At 41.6% G+C, this 20,541-nt stretch carries 14 protein-coding genes and 1 pseudogene; 9 read left to right on the top strand and 6 right to left on the bottom strand.

Going from position 1 to position 20,541, the window contains the following annotated elements; translation table 11 throughout:
* Window positions 1-273 precede the first annotated feature (273 nt).
* Both ggpS and B2W36_RS16335 read right to left on the bottom strand, forming a co-directional pair.
* On the bottom strand, window positions 274-2,520 hold the full coding sequence (gene ggpS / locus B2W36_RS16340; protein WP_293888757.1) for a glucosylglycerol-phosphate synthase: 2,247 nt from the start codon (window positions 2,518-2,520) through the stop codon (window positions 274-276).
* 1 nt (window position 2,521) lies between these two features.
* Entirely contained in the window at window positions 2,522-3,511 is a 990-nt protein-coding gene (locus B2W36_RS16335; RefSeq protein WP_293880385.1) for an NAD(P)H-dependent glycerol-3-phosphate dehydrogenase, read from the bottom strand.
* 168 nt (window positions 3,512-3,679) lie between these two features.
* Here B2W36_RS16335 and B2W36_RS16330 point away from each other — a divergent pair, with 168 nt between their 5' ends.
* Entirely contained in the window at window positions 3,680-4,999 is a 1,320-nt protein-coding gene (locus tag B2W36_RS16330; protein WP_293888755.1) for a mechanosensitive ion channel family protein, read from the top strand.
* Between the two features lie 64 nt (window positions 5,000-5,063).
* Here B2W36_RS16330 and B2W36_RS16325 read toward each other — a convergent pair whose 3' ends face one another.
* The 4 genes from B2W36_RS16325 to B2W36_RS16310 all read right to left on the bottom strand — a co-directional run bounded on the left by B2W36_RS16325 (window position 5,064) and on the right by B2W36_RS16310 (window position 10,790).
* Window positions 5,064-7,187 (bottom strand): cation:proton antiporter, encoded by a 2,124-nt coding sequence (locus B2W36_RS16325; RefSeq protein WP_293888753.1) that lies wholly within the window; start codon window positions 7,185-7,187, stop codon window positions 5,064-5,066.
* Entirely contained in the window at window positions 7,184-7,756 is a 573-nt protein-coding gene (locus B2W36_RS16320; protein ID WP_293888752.1) for a hypothetical protein, read from the bottom strand. The genes B2W36_RS16325 and B2W36_RS16320 overlap by 4 nt, the downstream gene beginning before the upstream one ends.
* Window positions 7,757-7,869: 113 nt before the next feature.
* Window positions 7,870-9,873: a BCCT family transporter gene (locus B2W36_RS16315; RefSeq protein WP_293888750.1), complete on the bottom strand. Its 2,004-nt coding sequence runs from the start codon at window positions 9,871-9,873 to the stop codon at window positions 7,870-7,872.
* Window positions 9,874-9,941: 68 nt separating this feature from the next.
* Window positions 9,942-10,790, bottom strand: a complete 849-nt coding sequence (locus B2W36_RS16310) for a mechanosensitive ion channel family protein (protein ID WP_293888748.1) — start codon at window positions 10,788-10,790, stop codon at window positions 9,942-9,944.
* Window positions 10,791-11,048: 258 nt separating this feature from the next.
* Between B2W36_RS16310 and B2W36_RS16305 the strand changes: the two genes are divergently transcribed.
* The 8 genes and pseudogenes from B2W36_RS16305 (at window position 11,049) to B2W36_RS16275 (ending at window position 20,489) form a co-directional block, all read left to right on the top strand.
* Window positions 11,049-12,341, top strand: coding sequence for a TIGR00341 family protein (locus B2W36_RS16305; protein WP_293888747.1), 1,293 nt, complete (start codon window positions 11,049-11,051; stop codon window positions 12,339-12,341).
* Between the two features lie 477 nt (window positions 12,342-12,818).
* Window positions 12,819-14,276, top strand: coding sequence for an alanine/glycine:cation symporter family protein (locus B2W36_RS16300; RefSeq protein WP_293888745.1), 1,458 nt, complete (start codon window positions 12,819-12,821; stop codon window positions 14,274-14,276).
* Window positions 14,260-15,432, top strand: a complete 1,173-nt coding sequence (gene nhaA / locus B2W36_RS16295) for a Na+/H+ antiporter NhaA (RefSeq protein ID WP_293888743.1) — start codon at window positions 14,260-14,262, stop codon at window positions 15,430-15,432. Before B2W36_RS16300 ends, nhaA begins: the two co-directional genes overlap by 17 nt.
* 133 nt (window positions 15,433-15,565) lie before the next feature.
* Window positions 15,566-17,365: a chloride channel protein gene (locus tag B2W36_RS16290; protein ID WP_293888741.1), complete on the top strand. Its 1,800-nt coding sequence runs from the start codon at window positions 15,566-15,568 to the stop codon at window positions 17,363-17,365.
* A gap of 276 nt (window positions 17,366-17,641) precedes the next feature.
* Window positions 17,642-18,217 (top strand): annotated as a pseudogene (msrA, locus tag B2W36_RS22600) (peptide-methionine (S)-S-oxide reductase MsrA); the annotation flags it as partial.
* Window positions 18,218-18,241: 24 nt separating this feature from the next.
* Entirely contained in the window at window positions 18,242-18,745 is a 504-nt protein-coding gene (gene msrB, locus B2W36_RS22595; RefSeq protein WP_349676338.1) for a peptide-methionine (R)-S-oxide reductase MsrB, read from the top strand.
* 163 nt (window positions 18,746-18,908) lie between these two features.
* Window positions 18,909-19,634, top strand: a complete 726-nt coding sequence (locus B2W36_RS16280; protein ID WP_293880395.1) for a ferritin-like domain-containing protein — start codon at window positions 18,909-18,911, stop codon at window positions 19,632-19,634.
* 21 nt (window positions 19,635-19,655) lie between these two features.
* Complete coding sequence (locus B2W36_RS16275; RefSeq protein ID WP_293888739.1) at window positions 19,656-20,489, top strand: ferritin-like domain-containing protein; 834 nt, start codon at window positions 19,656-19,658, stop codon at window positions 20,487-20,489.
* Window positions 20,490-20,541: the final 52 nt, after the last annotated feature.

The following is a 20,541-nucleotide window of genomic DNA, read 5'->3' as shown; positions in this document are numbered from 1 at the left end:
GTACTGGCAATTTCGGTACGATTCGCATAAAAGCTTAGCACAATAAAAATCTTGCTAAAACTCATCAGGATGACGCATAGCAGCAGCAGGATTATTGTAATCGATTTAAAAATTCTCGCAACCATTATTATAGCCGCAAATATAGCCATTCTTCAGTGAAAAGGGCCAAATTTTTATCAAATTTGACCCTCCTAATCCGTACAAATAAGACAACGGCATCACTATACACATGATATGATCCATAGGATATCAATTGCCTAAAGCGAGCGCCCATCAATACCTAACAGATTTTTCGAGTTCCTTTACAAAATCCTTCCCCCAATAGTGGATATCGTAATGCTCAATATGCTCATACAGCCGACGCGCCCGCACATGAGCCTCGCCCGGTTCCATCACCAAAGCTTTCAACAAGGCATCTTTCATGCTCTTGCGGTCATAGGGGTTTGTCAAAATAGCATAGGGCAGTTCCACCGATGCTCCTGCGAATTCAGAAAGTACAAGTGTTCCTGGAGTGTCCAGTAATCCATGGGTGGCAATGTATTCCTTTGCCACAAGGTTGAGGCCGTCGCGCAAAGGTGTGATCCAGGCAATATCGCTTAACGCATAATGCTTGATGACCTCCTCAAAAGGAAGCGCTCTATAAAAATATTGTATCGGAGTCCAGTTCATCGTAGCATATTTCCCATTGATCTCACCCACCGCCTGATTTACCTGATCGCGGATTTCATCGTAGATTGTCATGCCCTGCGATGGCGGTGTACACACATTCACCAGTTCAATCTTACCCCTAAATTCGGGGTATTCTGCTAAGAACTCTCCAAAAGCCTGAATTTTCTCCAACGGGCCTTTTACATAATCTAAGCGCTCTATAGATATAATACGCGTTACTCCTGATTCGTCTTTGTTTCTTTTGAGCGTATTAATCTCCAGCCTCACCTGGTCATCCATCAAAATCTGTTCGATATGATGCTTGTTTACGCCGACCGGTTGAGCTCCCAACCTGATCTGTCTGCCGTCCACTTCAATGACCTTCGTCATCTGATCTACTCCGAGAGCGCAGCTATAAGTGAGAAATTGATTGGCAACATTCACCTTTTTGATCACTTTAAAAGGGGTATGGCTACGGATCACATCCACAAAATTTTCTACATAACGTGGGATATGAAAACTGATAAAATCGCAAAGCAGCAGACTTCCGATAATTTCTTTGCGCCAAGGAATGATATTAAAAATATCAGCTGCCGGAAAGGCGGTATGATGAAAGAAACCAATTTTCAGATCGGGTCGCATGGCCTTTAAAAACGATGGTACCATCCACAGGTTATACTCATGGATCCATACGAGGGCCCCATCGTCGGCTTCTCTTGCTATACGCTCGGCAAAGTGCTTGTTAATCATCAAGTAGTGATCCCAATCTTCGTGGTTAAACTTTGCACGGTCCACAAAGGAAAAAATAGTTGGCCAAAAGGCCTCTTTTGAGAACACGCGATAGAATTTATCTATGTCTTCTTTTAATAGCGATATGGTGGATGCCACCAGGTTGGGATACCGGCTTTCATCTACCAACTGATTAGGAACCGGCTGTCCATCCGGCTGCAAAACTTCCTCACCGATCCAAAGACCTGAACGCCCCTTTTCAAATAAGCCCAATAGTGAAGGAATAATTCCGTTTGGACTTTTCGGAGCCACCCGCACTGTCTTCCCATTGATCGATTCCTTTTCAAAAGGCAATCGATGATACACCATCACCAGCTGATCGGATTTTTTAGTCCTGCTTTTTTGAGGTGCTATTTTTTGTTCAGTACGGATGAGTTGCTGGAAAGGGCGATATTTACTCATATACTCTAATATACCCCCCGCTCCGGCGGCCTCGGCGGCGTAAGCTGTCTCCATTTGATCAACAGCTTGAAGCAGACCGTCCTCCGACTTTCCTACGGCAACACCACGAAAACCGATCTCAAACAAGGCCAGATCATTGAGGGTATCCCCAGCCACCATTACATCGTCCGCCTCGACATCCAAAAATTCAATCAGCTTTTTAAGCGTTGTACCTTTGTTTACACCTTTCGGAAGCAGGTCTAGATACTGATCGGCCGAAGTAATCATATCACACTCATACCTGTCGGCCACTTGCTTCACTAGATTGAGGTCTACCTCAGGTTCATAATAAAAAGAGCTGCGCCGCTGTTGTGGTACATGTTGATAACGCAATTGCGGAATCTCATCCAGCGCTGAACGGATCGCATAAGTCTGCGGCCATTTTTCCTCAATTTCGCTCTGCAAGGGTTCAATCGCTTCGAGGCTGTGGCCGTTTACCACTGTAGCCCCCACGTCAGCTATAATAAAGTCTGGCACAGGAATAAGTGGATCGCTCAGCAAAGGCAATACAGACTCCAGCCCCCTCCCTGTCACAAAAACCAGCTGCATATTCGCACTCGCCTTTATCAATCGATATAATCTGAGGCGATCTTCCATTTTACCCCCCAAAAAAGTTCCATCTAAATCTGTTGCTAATATCATATTATCTTATATTCCTTTCTAAAAGTTTAAATTCATCTTTTGCTGTCATATGGTTATACAACACCCGGTAGGCAGTCTGCAACAGGGGCATATTGAGTCCGAGACTTGATACGGTATTCATTATCCCCTTTGTCGCATAATAACCTTCGGCAACCATTCCCATCAGCCCACGGGCCTCAAAAACCGAAAATCCCTGACCGAGATAATGACCAAACTTCCGGTTGCGGCTATGCCTGGAGTATCCCGTCACCAATAAATCACCCAAATAGGTCGAGTTGCCTAGCCGAGAATTGGGTAGACCAACAGCTTGCAGCAACAATCCAAGTTCGTCGATTGCATTTGCTACCAACACCGCCATAAAGTTGTCGCCATAGTGCAATCCTTCAGCCATACCGCAGACAATACCAACCACATTTTTATAAATGGCCGCGTATTCCACTCCGATCATATCAGCGCTATAGTGTACCTGCATATAAGCTGATGCAAATCCTTTCGAAATCTTTTGAATAAAGCTTTCATTTGATCCACATAAGGTTATATAGGTTTTTTTGCTTCTAGCAATTTCTTCCGCGTGGCAAGGGCCCGCGATAATTGCCTGCTGTAAGTCGGTTAGCTCAAAATACCTGGCAATGAAAGCACTGGGAAGCAAATTATCCGGCCCAACGGTTCCTTTTATTGCGGTCATCACAAATTTGCCGCTCATGTCCTTTTTGGGGATTGCTTCGCAAACATGATCCAGGTGCGCACTTGGAACAACAAATAGGATTACTTTCGAACGCGCCACGATCATATCCAGCTGATCAGAAGCATAAATTTTTGTATTATCAAGTTTTAAAAAAGATAGGTAGTCGGGGTTGACAGCATCTTCATTGATCGAGCGTACCTGTTCGGAACGCCGCATATACCAGTTCACATGGATGCTATTTTCTGTCAAAATTTTAACCAGGGCCGTGGCCCAACTCCCACCACCAATCACACTAATCTCATTCAAATTATTGGGGTTTTAAAGATGCAAAAGCAGCGATCTCTTGCCATCGGGTTATCTATTAATTCACAAAATTAGCAAAAAATTAATCAATAAGCAAAAAATAACATCCAAAGGAGTATTTACACCCTGAAAAACACGTGTTAATATTTTTTCTTAAATTTGTCTGTTCATATGAAAAATTTAAATATGCTAAATCTTAGTGAACAATCATCAAATTCAATCTATCAGTACATTTTCGATCTCTTCTCAAAATTAGGCTTACCCGACCAGCAGGCCCACATAGCAAGCGCAGCTGGGCTCCTTTTGACAGCAGCGTTACTCCTCTACGTGCTCGACTATATCATGCGTCGCGTATTTTATACAGCGTTAAATAAAATTGCCCTTCGAACCTCAACCAAATGGGATGATTACCTTTTGAGCAATAAGGTACATGTCCGCCTAAGTCGCACTATTCTCGTTCTGCTGGCACGCCAGCTATTGCCAATAATTTTCCTAGGATTTCCAGTGTTAACGGCTGCTTTGGTCAAATTTCTTGATTTAGTGGTTTTGCTGACTATCTATCATCTTGTAAATAGCTTATTGAAAACCTGCCGTGATATCTTTCGCACTTCAAATGGTTTTAAAGATAAGCCCATCGACAGTTACCTACAGGTGGTGCAGATCTTTTTAATTTTTGTGATCGGGACACTGGCTGTTTCACTGCTAACAGGAAATTCACCATGGTCCTTTCTCGTGTCGCTGGGTGCAGCGTCCGCAATTCTGATGTTGGTATTCAAAGACACAATTTTGGGATTTGTAGCCAGTATTCAAGTGTCGGCCAATGACTCCGTACGTGTAGGCGACTGGATTGAAATGCCCAAATATGGTGTAGACGGCGATGTGCTACAAATTAATCTTAATAATGTCAAAATACAGAACTGGGACAAAACCATTGTCACTATACCGACCTATACGCTTCTCAGCGATTCATTCAAAAATTATCGCGGAATGCAGGAGACTGGTGGTCGTCGTATAAAACGTGCACTGAATATTAAAATGTCATCAGTAAGGTATCTTACCGAGGAGGAAATAACAGCCTTGAAAAATATCCGCATATTATCACCGTATATTGATCAGCGCGAACGCGAGATTGCCGCGTACAATAAGACGTGGAATACAGACAATTCTTCGCCAGTTAATGGCCGAAGAATGACCAATATTGGTTTATTTCGGGCTTATGTCCTCGCATACGCAAAAAATAACCCTAATATCCACCAGGAATTGACATTACTGGTACGTCAGCTGGCTCCGACAGAATATGGCATACCATTAGAGTTATATATGTTTACCAAGGGAACTCAATGGGTATATTTTGAAGATACGATGGCCGATATTTTTGACCATCTGCTCGCAGCAATCAAACACTTTCACTTGCAAATCTTTGAATTGCCGGCGGCAGACGATTTGCGTTTGCTTATATCGAAAGAAGAACGTGCTGAATATAGTTTGTAATAACCAACTAAGAGTGCCTAGTGGTTTTCATATGAAAACCACTAGGCACTTATCATTAAATGGTTTATCGGAATACCCGTTGTATCAGTTTACCGATTTCCGCAAAATCCTGGTGATTGCTAATCGCGCGCTTTTCTGACACATCACTGTTATTTTCAGTAAAGGGATAAATCAGCAGATAATTGTTTTCAATCTGATTTTCGTTGAGGTATTGGGTAATGGTATGAATAGGCGATTTATACGAAAAACGGTTACGGTCGGCCATTAGCACGATTAACCCCTGATCAGATGTTAGTCCGCCGATAACCTGATCCACTTCTTTCCAGTCAGATATGTTAACAAATGAAGCTTCCACAGCAGACTTTTTGATAATCCGATAGAGAATTTCGATGATATCCGCTGTACTGTAGAATATAAGCGGGGCGCTCGAATTTCGGGCAATATTCCATATTTTTGATAGCGCTTCAAAAAAGCCGGATTCCCGGTATGCCAATGGCGGGATAAGCACAACATACTCTTTTACAGTTGAAATCGGTTGAACGGCACGGTACAACATCAAATTGACATGCTCATTTTTTAAGTAGCCGTTGTACAGATTATACATAAAAGACGTTGAAAAGCCCTTATCTTTATCCAGGCCGATGATCAGATCCGAAATGGATTTTTCTTTGATCACATTATTTATTCCGTCAACTACTCCGTTGTCATGCCGGGTAATGGCCTGTACCTGCACATCAGCCGCTGCGCCCAGCTTCACTGCAGATTCAAGAATCCTTTCTGCATTTTTTACGGAAGACTCATTTTTATCTTCACTGATGATATTTAACGCAAAAAGCTGATCGTCTTTTAATTTTGTACGAATCAGCAGTCCCAAATTGACCATCTTTTCAGTCATCTGTTCGCTATTGATCGGCAATAGAATATGAGCATCGGGCAGCTTATCCCCTGCTATGGTATCTTCCCGATCTGCCTCCGCAATTCGCTGTGCATTGGACATGGACACAAAGGATGAAATGGTACACGAAATTAGAATCAGCAAAATACTCCCGTTCAGCACATGCTCATTAAGCAAACGAATGGGCTCACCTTCTGCCGTTTGGCCAAGGATAATATTATAACCAACCATAACAGTTGCTAATGTTGCGGCTGCAGAGGCCGAGCTCATCCCGAAAATAAGCATCCCCTCCTGCTTGCTTAGACCAAAGGTCTTTTGCGTCAGCATGGCGGCTATATATTTACCACCAATAGAAGCGACCAACATGGTCGCTGCTACACCCAAGGTTTCCCAGCTTTTAAAAAAGGCCGAAAAATCAATTAGCATCCCCACGCTGATCAGAAAAAATGGAATGAAAATAGCATTTCCAACAAATTCGATCCGGTTCATCAATGACGAAGTATGTGGAATCAGGCGATTCAATGCCAGTCCCGCAAAAAAGGCACCAATAATGGATTCAATACCAGCCAGCTCCGCCAAAATCGAAGCCAGATAGATCATCACTACGACAAATATATATTGGGATATCTTATCCGGCACATTTTTAAAAAACCAGCGCGCTATAATCGGGAATACCAACAAAACAACCAATGCAAACGCAACCATTGAAGCGCTTAATCGAATCCAAAAGGCAGTGCCCACTTCCCCCTGAGACACGCCTACAATAACTGCCAACACCAAAAGTGTTAGCACATCTGTAATCATAGTCCCTCCCACGGTAATATTGACGGAAGGATTTTTCGCTATGCCCAAACTGCTGATCATAGGATAAACAATCAAGGTATGAGACGAGAATAATGCGGCAAATAAAATTGACGTTGCTAGTGAAAAATGTAATACATAATATCCGCCTATAAATCCGAGGATAAAGGGCGCCAAAAAAGTATAGATTGAGAATGTGATACTTTTCCATTTATTTTTCTTAAAGTCACCCATGTCGATTTCTAGACCAGCTAGAAACATTATGTAAAGCAGCCCTGTCGTTCCCGTCACCACTATACTGCTGTCTCGCGAGAGCATATTGAAGCCGTAGGGCCCAACAATCGCACCTGCGACCAGTAAACCTAGCAGATGTGGAACTTTTATTTTATTGAGTAGCAGAGGCACCAGTAATATAATAAGCAACTCGATAAAGAACTTAAGTAAAGGGTCTTCAACCGGAAAAGTAATGTGGTGAATACTGGCTAAGATCATCTTTCAATGCGTGTAAGTTCAATAGAAAAGTTTGCTTCGCAATCGCCATTCGTACCGACCGTCTGTGTTCCGCGCATGATCTTAGAACCAATCAGATCAAGGTTCATTTGCACCCTCGCCCTACTTTCGTTCATACTATCTTGTACTTGGACTAGGCTAATCCGATTATCCAATAAAGAACCTTTAAAGAGTCGCATCGTTTTATTTTTGGTATAGGTCTTTACATAGATACCTGTAGCATCAGCCACAAATTGCCATTGCTCGTTCCTTTGGTCACCAATTACATAATTGTTGCAATTCGAAGACCGGCAGACCAATCTGCTGTTCCATTGTCCTGCGATCGAATCTGGCCAACGCTGAACGATGGTGTCGGGCTTAAGCTGCTTGGATTGTGACGCGCGCAGACTGTCCCGCATGGCTAATAATGCATCGTATTCGGACTCTTTCTGCGCAAACTCGTGTTCTTTCTTGACAAGCTGTTCTTCACGGTTTTGCAAAGCTGTCGTTTCACGCTGACCGCAGGATACGATAAGTACAGAAAGAAATATCATGTATACTATATTTTTCACTTCAATCTTAATTATATATGAACAAATTCTCTTACAATCGCACACTTGTAGAAATATTAATCGGAAATAACAAGCGGCAACTTTAAGCGAAATCAAACCCTATGACGGATTCCTCATCGGAGATTCTTATTCGCATTACTACTAATAAACATTTCATTTTTCTCTTCCGAGATAATTTCCAGAAAACGATCGTAGTGCTTTAAAACATCGCTGATCAATTCGTTTCTTGTAAAGTACTGAATATCATAACCCTCTCGTGCATCTCCAAAATAAGATTTGGGAAAATACGTTTTTTTATCGTCGAATTCTGGGAGATTCTCTTCTTCAACCACATAATCAGAAACCACTTTGACCTGACTTTTTACACCATAGATAAAATTGTTGATTACATCGTGCCGGATTTCAATTTGAATCCGCTTGGGCTGCGCTAACTCTTGAATCTTTGCATCAATACCATTATGCTTGAATTCTGCCTGCAAATCCTCAAACGCTACCATCACGGTGTTCTTCATAAACTCTTCAACAGATTCTCTACTTTTGAATGAGACAATCTGCTGCAGGCGATCTTTCCAAAATTCGCCTGACCAGGGAACCGTACTGACCGAAAAATCACGTTCATAATAACTTCGATCAATGGTCAATGCTTTGACCAAACTGACACAAAAAAGCAACATAATCAGCGAAAAAGGCAAAGCCGTGATAAGGGTCATGGTTTGCAATGCCTGCAGTCCACCTGTATTTAACAACATAAGCGCCAAGATAGCCAACAGAGTCCCCCAAAATACCATTTGCCATTTCGGTGACTTTTCCGCATTCTTAGTAGCAATGCTATTCATCACAAAGATCCCCGAATCGGCCGAAGTCACAAAAAAGATTATGATAATCAAAATGACCAAGTAACTGACTATCTCGGAGAACGGTAAGTAGTCCAAAAACCTAAACATCAAGGCATCAGGATTATCAGCCAGCGCGCTCAATGCACCTTTGGCAAAATGAACATCAAACCACATCGCACTGTTACCAAACACAGACATCCATATAAAATTAAATATGGTCGGGATAATGAGTACGGCCGCAATAAATTCGCGAATGGTCCGCCCCTTGGATATTTTAGCAATAAATAACCCTACATAAGGGGACCATGATATCCACCAGGCCCAGTAAAGAATTGTCCAATTGTAGAACCACGGCAGCGTAGCCTCGTCATACACATGTGTATCGAAAGTCAGACTAAAAAAATTGTTTACATAATTACCGATTCCTTCCGTAAAACTTCCGATAAGGTAAACTGTTGGCCCCAAGAAAAGTACAAACAATAGCAAGATTACTACGGTGATTATATTGATGTTACTTAATAGTTTTACTCCTTTATCCACACCGGAGGTAGCTGATAAAATAGCTAATAGTGTTAATACGCCAACAATAACAATCTGATAGGTAAAATTATTCTCAGGTACAAGTCCTAATGTTTGTAAGCCTGCATTGACCTGTACCACGCCGAACCCGAGCGTCGTCGTAATACCAAAAAACGTACTACAGAGGGCAAATACATCAACGGCATTACCCCATTTTCCATTAATCTTGTTTTTTAATAATGGATAGAAACAACTTCGAAGCGACAGCGGCAGCCGATAGCGATAAGCAAAATAAGACAGAGCCAGTCCCACAACGCCATAAATCGCCCAAGCGTGTATACCCCAATGGAAAAAAGTGTACAGTTGCGCATTTTGAGCTCTATTAATATCATGACGGCCAGCAAAAGCTTCTGTAGAAAAATGTTGCATCGGTTCGGCAACGCTGAAATACATCAATCCGATTCCCATACCCGCGGCAAACAACATAGAAATCCATGAAAAAAAAGTATACTCGGGTTTACTGTCGTTACTTCCCAACTTGATATTCCCAAATTTACTAAACATGAGGTAAAGGAGAAAAATAACGAAGAGCGTAACGGCCCATACGTAAACCCAGTTGAGATTAATAAAAATAAATTGCTTGGCAGTATCTAAAATACGTACAGAGAGGGTCGGAAAAAATACCGATAGTAGGCAAACGCCTATAATAAAGATTAGGCTAGGAATAATAATTCCTTTATTAAATGTCGATTTTGACAACATCACTAAAATTAAATTTGTTTATAATATAGTGTCAAAACAACAGTCTTGACATCGATTTTTACGCTAAATTATGCATTACTACGGATATGGATATCACGTTGCGGAAATGGAATCTCAATACCAGCCTGGTCTAAAGCTTCTTTGCAGTTTATAATCAATTGTTCTTGCATCGTCCAGAAGTTTTCATTTGAAGTGGTCGCGCGCACGGAAAGGGTGATTGCGCTATCGCCCAACTCATTGACCACAACCTGTGGAGCAGGGTCTTTATACGCATATTCATTATTTTGAACGACCTCCAATAGTATCTGTTTAGCTTCTTTTAAGTCAGCGCTGTAAGATACACCAATGTCGAACCATGTCCGGCGTGTCCCCAAAACAGTGTAATTGGTAATGCTACTGTTGGATAACACACCATTGGGAACAACTAGCTGCTGATTTTGCGGTGTATTTAATTTTGTATTGAAAATATCGATTTCAATCACCGTCCCTGACACATTCGCGCTTGAACTAATATAATCGCCCACCCGAAAGGGCTTCAGTAGCAAAATCAGTATTCCACCCGCAAAATTAGATAAAGAGCCCTGCAAAGCTAAACCGATAGCCAAACCCGCAGCACCAATAATAGCAACAAATGCTGAGGTTTGAACACCCAATTGTGTGACAACAACAATAAACAGTAATATATTTAAAATCCAACCAATTAAATTACTGAGAAAACGCTGCAAAGAAACGTCCATTTTCCGGCGTTCGAAAGCTCTGTCGATCATACGCTTCACCAAACGAATAATCCAAGATCCAATTAAATATATCAGTAACGCTGAGATGAGGGCAGTAATAACACGTGGTGCCCAGGCAATTGCAGAAGCAATAAAATTATTCCAATGCGCCTGTACGTCGTTAAGTTCTAAATTATTCATAGTGCCTGTTTTTAAAAAATGTAATACTGAATTTTCAATATAATCTAATATTGATTGAATACCAAAAAAGAAAGTGGATGTTATTTCTAACAACTAATCGGCACGAATGTTTCTGAAAAAATAATACATCCAGATTTAACTTCATAAAAAAATAGAATTTGTAGCGGATATACCACCAATTGATAAAGAAGTATAGTCTATACTGAAATAAGATAAGGGATGTTTCCTATATTCGCATAAGTTATCAACAAAAAGTATATGAATAGAATTTTGGGCTTTTTCGATTTACATCAGGGAGAAGAAAAAAAAGAAACCGTATTGGAAAACGTTATCGCCAATATTTCCTTTCAGGGTTCTAATGCTTGGATCTTAGCTTGTGCCATCGTGATAGCATCGATAGGTTTAAATGTGAATTCAACTGCCGTGATTATCGGCGCCATGCTGATTTCTCCGCTGATGGGACCTATCGTGGGAGCAGGATTTGCATTAGGAACATTTGATTTTCCTCTGCTTAAAAAATCCATTAAAAATCTGCTGATTGCTACAGTCATCAGTCTTGTTGTATCCTTCATTTACTTTCTGCTCAGCCCGTTCAAAGAAGCTCAATCCGAATTGCTCGCGCGCACTTCTCCTAACATCTACGATGTAATGATCGCTATATTCGGTGGACTTGTCGGCATCATCGCCATCACTCGGGTTGACAAAGGAAATCCGATCCCAGGAGTTGCTATTGCAACAGCGTTGATGCCACCGCTGTGCACGGCAGGTTATGGCCTTGCTATTGGAAATTTCAGTTATTTTGCTGGCGCATTATTTTTATATATCATCAACTGTGTCTTTATCTGTATCGCTACTTTTATTATAGTCAAATATTTACGTTATCCGAAAAAGCACTATGTAGATCAGCAACGTGAAAAGAGGATTGCTCAAAGTATATCCATTATTACCCTTGCGCTCGTCGTGCCAAGTATATATTTTGCCTACAATCTGCTGCAGGAAAAAAAATACACCAATAAAGTCAAACAATTTGTCCAACAAGAATTAAGCAACAAAGGCTATACCGTCATTTATGAGAAAATGCAACTCAATACTGAACCGAAGAAGCTAGAATTAGCTTTTCTGGCAAAGAAATTCAGCAGCCAAGAGATAAAATCATTGGAACAAACAATGCAAACCTTCGGAATAAAGAATACACAGCTTGTGATCCATCAAGATAGCTTAGATTTGAAGTCTACTATCCTTAGTGAAATAGACAAACGTACTGCAGCTGTAAGTGAAAAAGACCTAACTATTCGCGCCCTGAACAACGAACTCACAAAATACCAGGTCGTCAACCCAGAACTCGACCGCGATATTAAGGTTCTTTTCCCCGAACTAAATTCTTATAGCATGGGCATGCAACAACATTATGCAAAAGCTGATAGCGTGGCAAATCTCATCGCATTTATTTATACTTCCCCAACCTCGCTAGCACAAAGCCAACAAGATAAATTACAAAGATGGTTAAAGAACCACTTTCCAAAAGACAGTGTCGAAATTATTAGGAGATAAACGTATTAAACTATCCATACGTTTCGCGGAAGCTAATCTGCTGCATTGTCTGTCCAACATATTTTATTGGACGATCGCTTCTGCGATCGAATAATTACTATTAGGTTCGAAGGAATCGACAAATCCACTCTTACACAAACGCTGGAACCGTCATTCTGCAGACTCTTTCGCAGGGTAAACTCTTCCGATCTCCTGCTACTTGCAGGTGTCATATCTAGACCACCCGGTTTCACTATATGCTGAAATGTTTAGCCGCATAGCAAGCGTCCGTCCATGAGATGGTAAATTATCTAACATGTATTGATCATTTTATAAAATTTAAAGCATAGAAATATTTGATACAGATAGGATAACACGCCTATATAAATATTATATATATAGGATTTTCAGAAAAATAAACAAAATCTATTCAATATTTCAGATAGTCTTGACTCCTTTTACCTACTTTTAGCCGACCTAAGAATTCAATTTTACAAGATGGAAGATTTAATCAATAGAATTTATAATATTATCTGGAGTGATGCGCTTGTCTACCTCTGTCTGCTTACGGGTATATACTTTACCGTGCGCTTTCGCTGTCCTCAACTGACGCAGATTCGGGAAATGATCCGTTTGCTTTTTAATGGCAGTAGTTCCGACAAGGGCATTTCCTCTTTTCAGGCCTTCTCTTTGGCTATTTCAGGGCGTGTGGGTACGGGGAATATCGCAGGTGTCGCGACAGCAATTGCCATGGGTGGTCCAGGGGCTATTTTTTGGATGTGGGTAATTGCATTTTTAGGTAGTGCCTCAGCTATTGTAGAAGCGACCCTTGGCCAGATGTACAAAGAGGTAAACGATGGTGAATATCGCGGCGGTCCGGCATTTTATATTCTTAAAGGAGTAAAATCCAAAACTTTTGCATGGGCTTTTGCTATCGTCACCATCATAAGTACTGGTTTTTTACTACCCGGGGTGCAGAGCAACAGCATCAGTTCAGCAGTCGAGTCTGCTTTCTACCTATCTCCTAGCGTGACGGGGTTGGCAATAGCTGGCCTCCTTGCCATTATCATTATAGGTGGGGTAAAGCGTATCAGCACCGTAGCGGAATATGTTGTACCCTTTATGGCTGGCGCCTATATCCTTATGGCTTTGGTTATTATAGGCCTCAATTTTACAGAGATCCCTGCCGTTATTGCTTTGATCGTCAAATCTGCCTTAAACATGGAAGCCACATTTGGTGCTGTAGCAGGCATGGCAATTTCTTGGGGTGTAAAACGAGGTATTTATAGCAATGAAGCTGGCCAGGGCACCGCCCCACACGCCGCCGCCGCCGCCGAAGTATCCCACCCCATCAAGCAAGGTCTCGTACAGGGATTTTCGGTATATGTTGATACTATGTTTGTATGCACAGCAACAGCCTTAATGATCTTGTTTACCGGCCAATATAATGTTGAAAATCCAGCTGGCGGTTTTATTGTACAGCACCTTCCGGCTACGGAAATGGGACCAGCTTTTACACAACAAGCAGTATCCCATCATTTCCCCACCGTCGGAAATGCTTTTGTCGCATTAGCCCTCGCCTTTTTTGCGTTTACCACCATCATGGCTTATTATTATATCGCCGAAACGAACATCAGTTTTGTTAGTCAAAAAAGACAACATAAGACCTTACTTATCTGGATTTTACGACTGCTGATTTTAGTATCTACCTATGTAGGCTGTACCAGCACAGCTAAATCTGCCTGGGCATTAGGCGATATCGGAGTAGGACTTATGGCCTGGCTCAATCTGATCGCCATACTCCTGCTGCACAAAAAAGTACTTACGCTCTATGCGGATTATTGCGAACAGCGGAAGTGCAAAAAAGACCCAGTATTCGACAGTAGTAAATTTCAATTTTCGAACCTGGACTTATGGTCCAAAAAAAATAGACAGAACGATGAGTCAATTGATTAACCTTACCGTATTCAAAAATTTTTTCAAATCAAGTAATGCCGGTGGTATTTTACTATTTATTTGCGTAATTATATCACTTATTATAGCCAATACTGCTGCCGGGCCCACACTGCAATCTTTTTTGGACACTTCTATTGGTTTCGATTCTGATAAAGTGCATTTAAAGTATAGCATTCTACTTTGGATAAATGATGGCCTAATGGCAATATTTTTTCTACTTGTTGGACTAGAGATTAAACGAGAAATCGTGGAAGGCGAACTCTCCTCTCCTAAACAGGCATCGCTACCTATACTATGTGCTATTGGAGGAGCCATAGTTCCTGCGCTCATATTTATAGCGTTCAACGCAGGCCGTGCAACTGTTGGAGGTTGGGGTATTCCAATGGCAACCGATATCGCCTTTGCATTAGCTGTAATAGGTTTATTGGGCAACAGGATTCCAGCAAGTTTAAAAGTGTTTTTAGCTGCATTGGCTATTGTTGACGATCTGATCGCTATTTTGGTAATTGCTTTTTTCTATTCGTCGGGCATTGAGACCACTTATTTACTTTATGCAGGCATCGGTATGATTGTCCTCTTTATCATGAATCGTATAAATGTACAAAATCCTTATTTGTACCTGATCCCAGGCGTATTCATTTGGTACTTTATACACCATTCAGGTATACATGCAACGATAGCAGGTGTGATGGTCGCCATGACAATCCCAACAAATGATACAGACATTGAGTCTCCTTTGGAGCGTTTGGAACATGCTCTTGTAAAACCTGTAAATTTTATCATTATACCCTTATTTGCATTCGCCAACACTAATATCACCATCGAAAGCGAGATGCTTACCGGACTTGTCGCACCTATGGGCTTGGGTATTAGCCTTGGCTTATTGCTTGGTAAGCCACTTGGAATTTTGGTCATGACCTTTGTATGTTCAAAACTAGGGATCAGTAGCCTCCCAGAAGGAAGCTCATTCAGACATATCCTTGGCGTGGGCTTGTTGGCCGGAATTGGCTTTACAATGTCTATATTTATTTCGATCTTATCCTTCAGCGATCTGTTACATATTAATGAAGCGAAGCTCGCTATTCTTCTGACCTCCTTACTTGCCGGAATTTTAGGGTATCTCGTGTTGTCTATATTTGGTCAGAGAAGGAGATAGTTTATTAGGATATATCATGTAACAATAAGTTAGTATTAATACATGTTGGATAGGCAGACGCACAAATTCCTTGCAATAATGACTATATTGGCCCACCTTTTCGTAAAGATAAAATAAGGGTGAATCGTTCAAAATGGCAAATTTCAAAAATACCTTTTACAGGAAAATAGACCAGATCAATCAATGGCGTATGAGAAAGGTTTCCAATCGAAACTTTATTATCATATTGGCATTCCTGGTAGGCATTGTAGGCGGACTGATGGCATCCGTTTTAAAAAGGCTGACTCATTTTATTGCGACCAGTATTCAAAACGATGTGGACTGGAAAGTTAAATATTCGCTGTATCTGGTATTTCCTTTAATTGGTATTTTGTTGAGTGTATTATTTGTCCGAAAATTTCTCAAAGGCAAAAAAATTGAACATGGCATCACGCCCATTATTTACGCCATCAGCCGAAAAGGGAGCCGACTGGATGCTAGTAATATTTATTCACAGGTGTTCACTTCGGCTATCACGGTGGGATTTGGAGGTTCATGTGGTCTAGAAGCTCCAGTGGCCTTGGGCGGATCTTCTATTGGTTCCAACATCGCGCGCTTTTTTGGATTGCAATATAAGGAAATGACTATGCTGCTGGCCTGCGGTGCAGCTGCAGGTATCGCGGGAGCGTTTAATAGTCCGCTGGCGGGTATGATCTTTGCCATTGAAATTCTGCTGCCCGAATTTTCTATCCCTGTATTTATCCCATTGCTAATTTCCTCAGCCATGGCCTCTGTGGTTTCGCGTTTGATGTACAGTGAGCCTCTTTTCACGAATTTTAATTCTTACTGGCAGGTTTCAGCGTTGTTTTTTTATCTTCTTATGGCCGTACTGATAGGCTTATATACCATTTACTTTGCTCGCATATCTGCCGTTGTCAGCCAATGGTTTCGCAAAATCAAAAACCCTTATCACAAGGTGTGGTTTAGCGGTGTCGCTTTAGGACTGATGATTCTGGTATTCCCCGCACTGTATGGTGAAGGCTACCTGACTATACAGCAAATTCTTAACGGACAATTTAATGCAATCGTCAAAAATAGTCTATTCTCGGAGTATCACAATATGGGGTGGGTGGTTTTTGGCTATACTTTATTGACACTTTTCGGAAAATCATTTGCTGCATTATTTACCCTAAACGGAGGTGGCAATGGTGGCGTTTTTGGACCAAGCTTAGTCATGGGCGGATTATTGGGTTTTGCGTTTTCATACGGCATAAATCTGACCGGCATAGCCGAACTCAATGTTCCAAATTTTGTCGTCGCCGGCATGGCCGGTGCATTGAGTGGCATCATGCATGCCCCCTTAACCGGAATATTTCTAATCGCCGAAGTGACTGGAGGCTATACATTGATGGTACCATTGATGCTTGTCTGTTCGATCTCCTATCTTATCAATAGAGCAGCACGCAAGCATTCAATCTATACCAAAGTACTCGCAGAGTCGGGCGATTTGATCTCCTATGAAGACAAAGATCGCTCGGTATTGAGCATGATGCGTATTAAATATGTGTTAGAAACAAACTTTGTAATTCTACGCCCCGACGAGACACCCAAATTGAGGCAATCTGACATTATTCATAGCAAACGAAATATATTTCCTATAGTCAGTTACGATGGTAAATTTATCGGACTGATCAACAGCGAACTTTTATTCTCGGTTCTCCTTGGGGAGTTGCATGGACTAGATAGCACCTTTGAAAAATTGGCTCAAAAACCAAATGACAGCGTTCTAATAGATGAAAATATGGAATCCGTCATGGCTAAGATGAACAAAGATGACACTTGGATCTTGCCCGTGCTCGGCCCTGAAAACAAATATATGGGCTTTGTTTCCAAATCCAGTGTCTTCAATAAATACCGGGCTTTGCTTATCCGACAGGGGCATTACCTCGAATAGCGTATGAATACAAGCGACGATATCTTCAACAAATGGTGTACGATGATGCAACAAAGTTGTGATGCACGACCGGAGTAGTCTACCCAGAAAACAGAATAGATTGTCTTCTATAGGTAAAAAAGGATTCCATTTTGAAAACTTTTCCTTAATACTTTATGGAAATTCATAGCGAAACCTATCGTAAGATAACGGAGTCAAGATTTTAAATTTTCAAATTGATTAAAACCAATTCGTGTCTTTACATCGTATATTAGAAAACAAGAACGGACAATCGCTATGAAAAAAGCATTTTTATTACTATTACTAGGGTTAGGCTTATTTATGCTTAGCAAATTTGGGTTTTCACAGAAATCGGATCCATCCAAACCGATTGAGAAACAATCGGCCGACCATAGACCCAAGCATGATCAGGTTATTTATTTTGCCGGCGGATGCTTTTGGGGTACCGAGCATTTTTTCAAACAGGTGCGCGGCGTTACGGGCACGGAAGTAGGCTATGCCAATGGTAATTTTAAAAATCCCAGCTATGAGCAGGTTTCCACCGGAAAAACAGGCTTTGCTGAAACGGTCAAAGTCACCTATGATCCACAAATAGTTGAGCTTAAGCTTCTCGTAGATCTGTTTTTAAAGACAATAGATCCCACGTCCCTCAATAAACAAGGGAACGATATCGGAACACAATACCGTACCGGTATTTTCTATACCGATAACGCAGTTATTCCTGTTATTAAGGAAAGCCTATCCGAACTGGACAAGAAATATCCGGCAAAAATAGTTGTTGAACTCGAGCCCTTACAGAATTACTACGATGCGGAAGCGTACCATCAAAAATATCTAGACAAAAACCCGGGTGGCTACTGCCATATCGTTCCAGAGATGTTTGATCTAGCGCGCAAAGCTAACCCTGCTCCCACAGATGTTACTGCTCCGAAAAGTTACCATAAAAAAGATAGAAGCACGCTCAAAAAGGAACTTACACCACTGCAATATGATGTAACGCAGAATCAGGCCACTGAACGGGCCTTTGACAACGCATACAATGATGAATTTAGAGATGGCATTTACGTGGATATTACCACAGGTGAACCGCTATTTGTTTCGACAGATAAATTTGAATCAGGTTGTGGGTGGCCCAGCTTTTCCAAACCGATCAATCCCGACTTAGTCGAAGAATTATCTGATAACTCCCACGGTATGCGCCGCACAGAGGTACGCAGCAAAACCGGAGATGCTCATTTGGGACATGTTTTTGATGATGGTCCGGCGGACAAAGGCGGTTTACGGTATTGCATTAATAGTGCATCGCTCCAATTTGTGCCCAAAGAAGAGATGAAAGCCAAAGGCTATGAAAAATATCTGCCTCTACTGGTCAAGAAGTAAAACGAATCACTCCAACGCTTCTTTAAAAAACTGGTGCAAGTCTGCATCAGTTTTTTTTTTGAAAAAAATAAAAAAAAAATTAGGATTTAGAAATCCAAGCTTTCCAAAAAGTCGTAAATGATGATAAGTACAGAAAAATATTATAAACTAAAAGACTTTTGTTATGGAAAAGATAACAACTCCCCACAACGATTCGCTATTGACTCCCAATGGTGAAATAGACCAAAAGGATCTCCGCAGAAGAGATTTTTTAAAGTTTGCAGGTGCCAGTGCAGCATCGCTGGCCATCCTCGGTTTGTCTAGCTGTAAAAAAGACCACGATGATAACATGGATAACGGCGGAAAAGGACTATATTTTGGTAGTGGCGATATCGCTATCCTCAATTATGCCTATGCCCTCGAGCAACTCGAAGCTGCTTTTTACATTCAATTGGTCAATAATCCCTACTCAGGCATGACCGATATGGAAAAGGCCTTCTTTACGGATATCCGTGATCACGAGATTGCACATCGTGAATTTTTTAAAGTTGCGCTGGGTACCAAAGCAATCTCCAGCCTCGAATTAAATCTTTCAGGTATTAATTTTAGCAGTCGGGAAAATGTCCTGGCAACCGCCAAAACATTTGAAGATCTCGGCGTATCTGCATACAATGGTGCTGGATGGCTTATCAAAGACCCTAATTACCTGCTGTTGGCCGGAAAGATTGTTTCGGTAGAAGCGCGGCATGCCGCTTGGGTAAGGGATATGATCGATAATGGCAGCTTCGCCAACCAGGAAGTTGTTGATTCCAATGGACTCGATGTTGCTAAAAGTCCCAGTGTCGTCCTGAGCGCCGCCGCACCCTTTATCAAATCTAAAATTGATGTATCGGATCTACCCACTTATTAATTCACCTAAATACGGATTATCATGAATCTTTTAAATGTTTTTGACCAAATAAATGCTGTAGATCCTGAGTTCAGCGATCGTATCAGCCCACGTCGCGAGGCTATTAAAAATCTAGCTTCCATGAGTAAAAAAGTAACCTTGGCAGCGTTGCCCTTTTTTGTCAGTGAACTTTTCAAAAAAGCGTACGGTGCAACCGCTCCTACGGATGTCAATGGCGTCCTTAATTATGCACTCACGCTCGAATATTTGGAGGCCGAATATTATACAATGGGGGTTGCTAAATCTGGACTTATTCCTTCGGGTAAACCACTTGGCGCTATTACGACCATACGGGATCATGAAGTCGCCCATGTCAACTTTTTGAAACAGGTATTGGGCAGTAAGGCTGTATCGAAGCCAACATTTGATTTTACGGCTGGTGGCACTTTTGGAAATGTATTTAGCGATTATGACACATTTTTAGCTGTTGCACAGGCGTTTGAAGATACTGGTGTACGCGCTTACAAAGGTCAAGCAGGCATTTTAGTTGGCAATCGGGTTGTCCTTACTGCAGCATTGCAGATTCATTCGGTTGAAGCTAGGCATGCATCGCATATCCGTCAGATGCGTCGTGCACGCGGGGGCGCTGCAGCAAATCAAAAACCTTGGATCACTGGAGCAAATGATTCTGGTATCGGTACCGTGGTCGACGCTGTATACGCTGGTGAAGATAATGTAAAGCAAGCAGGCGTTGATATTACGGCACTCAGCAGTTCCATGGGAAAGATCTCCACCAATGCCGCTACCCAATCTTTTGATGAACCATTATCTGCAGAAGCTGTACTTAACATTGCAGGTTTATTTATCAAAGCTTAATAAAAGTCAAGCTACCTGTTAAAACAGCCCTGGTCTGCTATTCAGATCAGGG

Source organism: Sphingobacterium sp. UBA3549 (genome assembly GCF_002376635.1).
Taxonomy (GTDB): domain Bacteria; phylum Bacteroidota; class Bacteroidia; order Sphingobacteriales; family Sphingobacteriaceae; genus Sphingobacterium.
The sequence above is the reverse complement of the archived record's forward strand: the minus strand, read 5'-3'. Positions and strand labels throughout refer to the sequence as shown.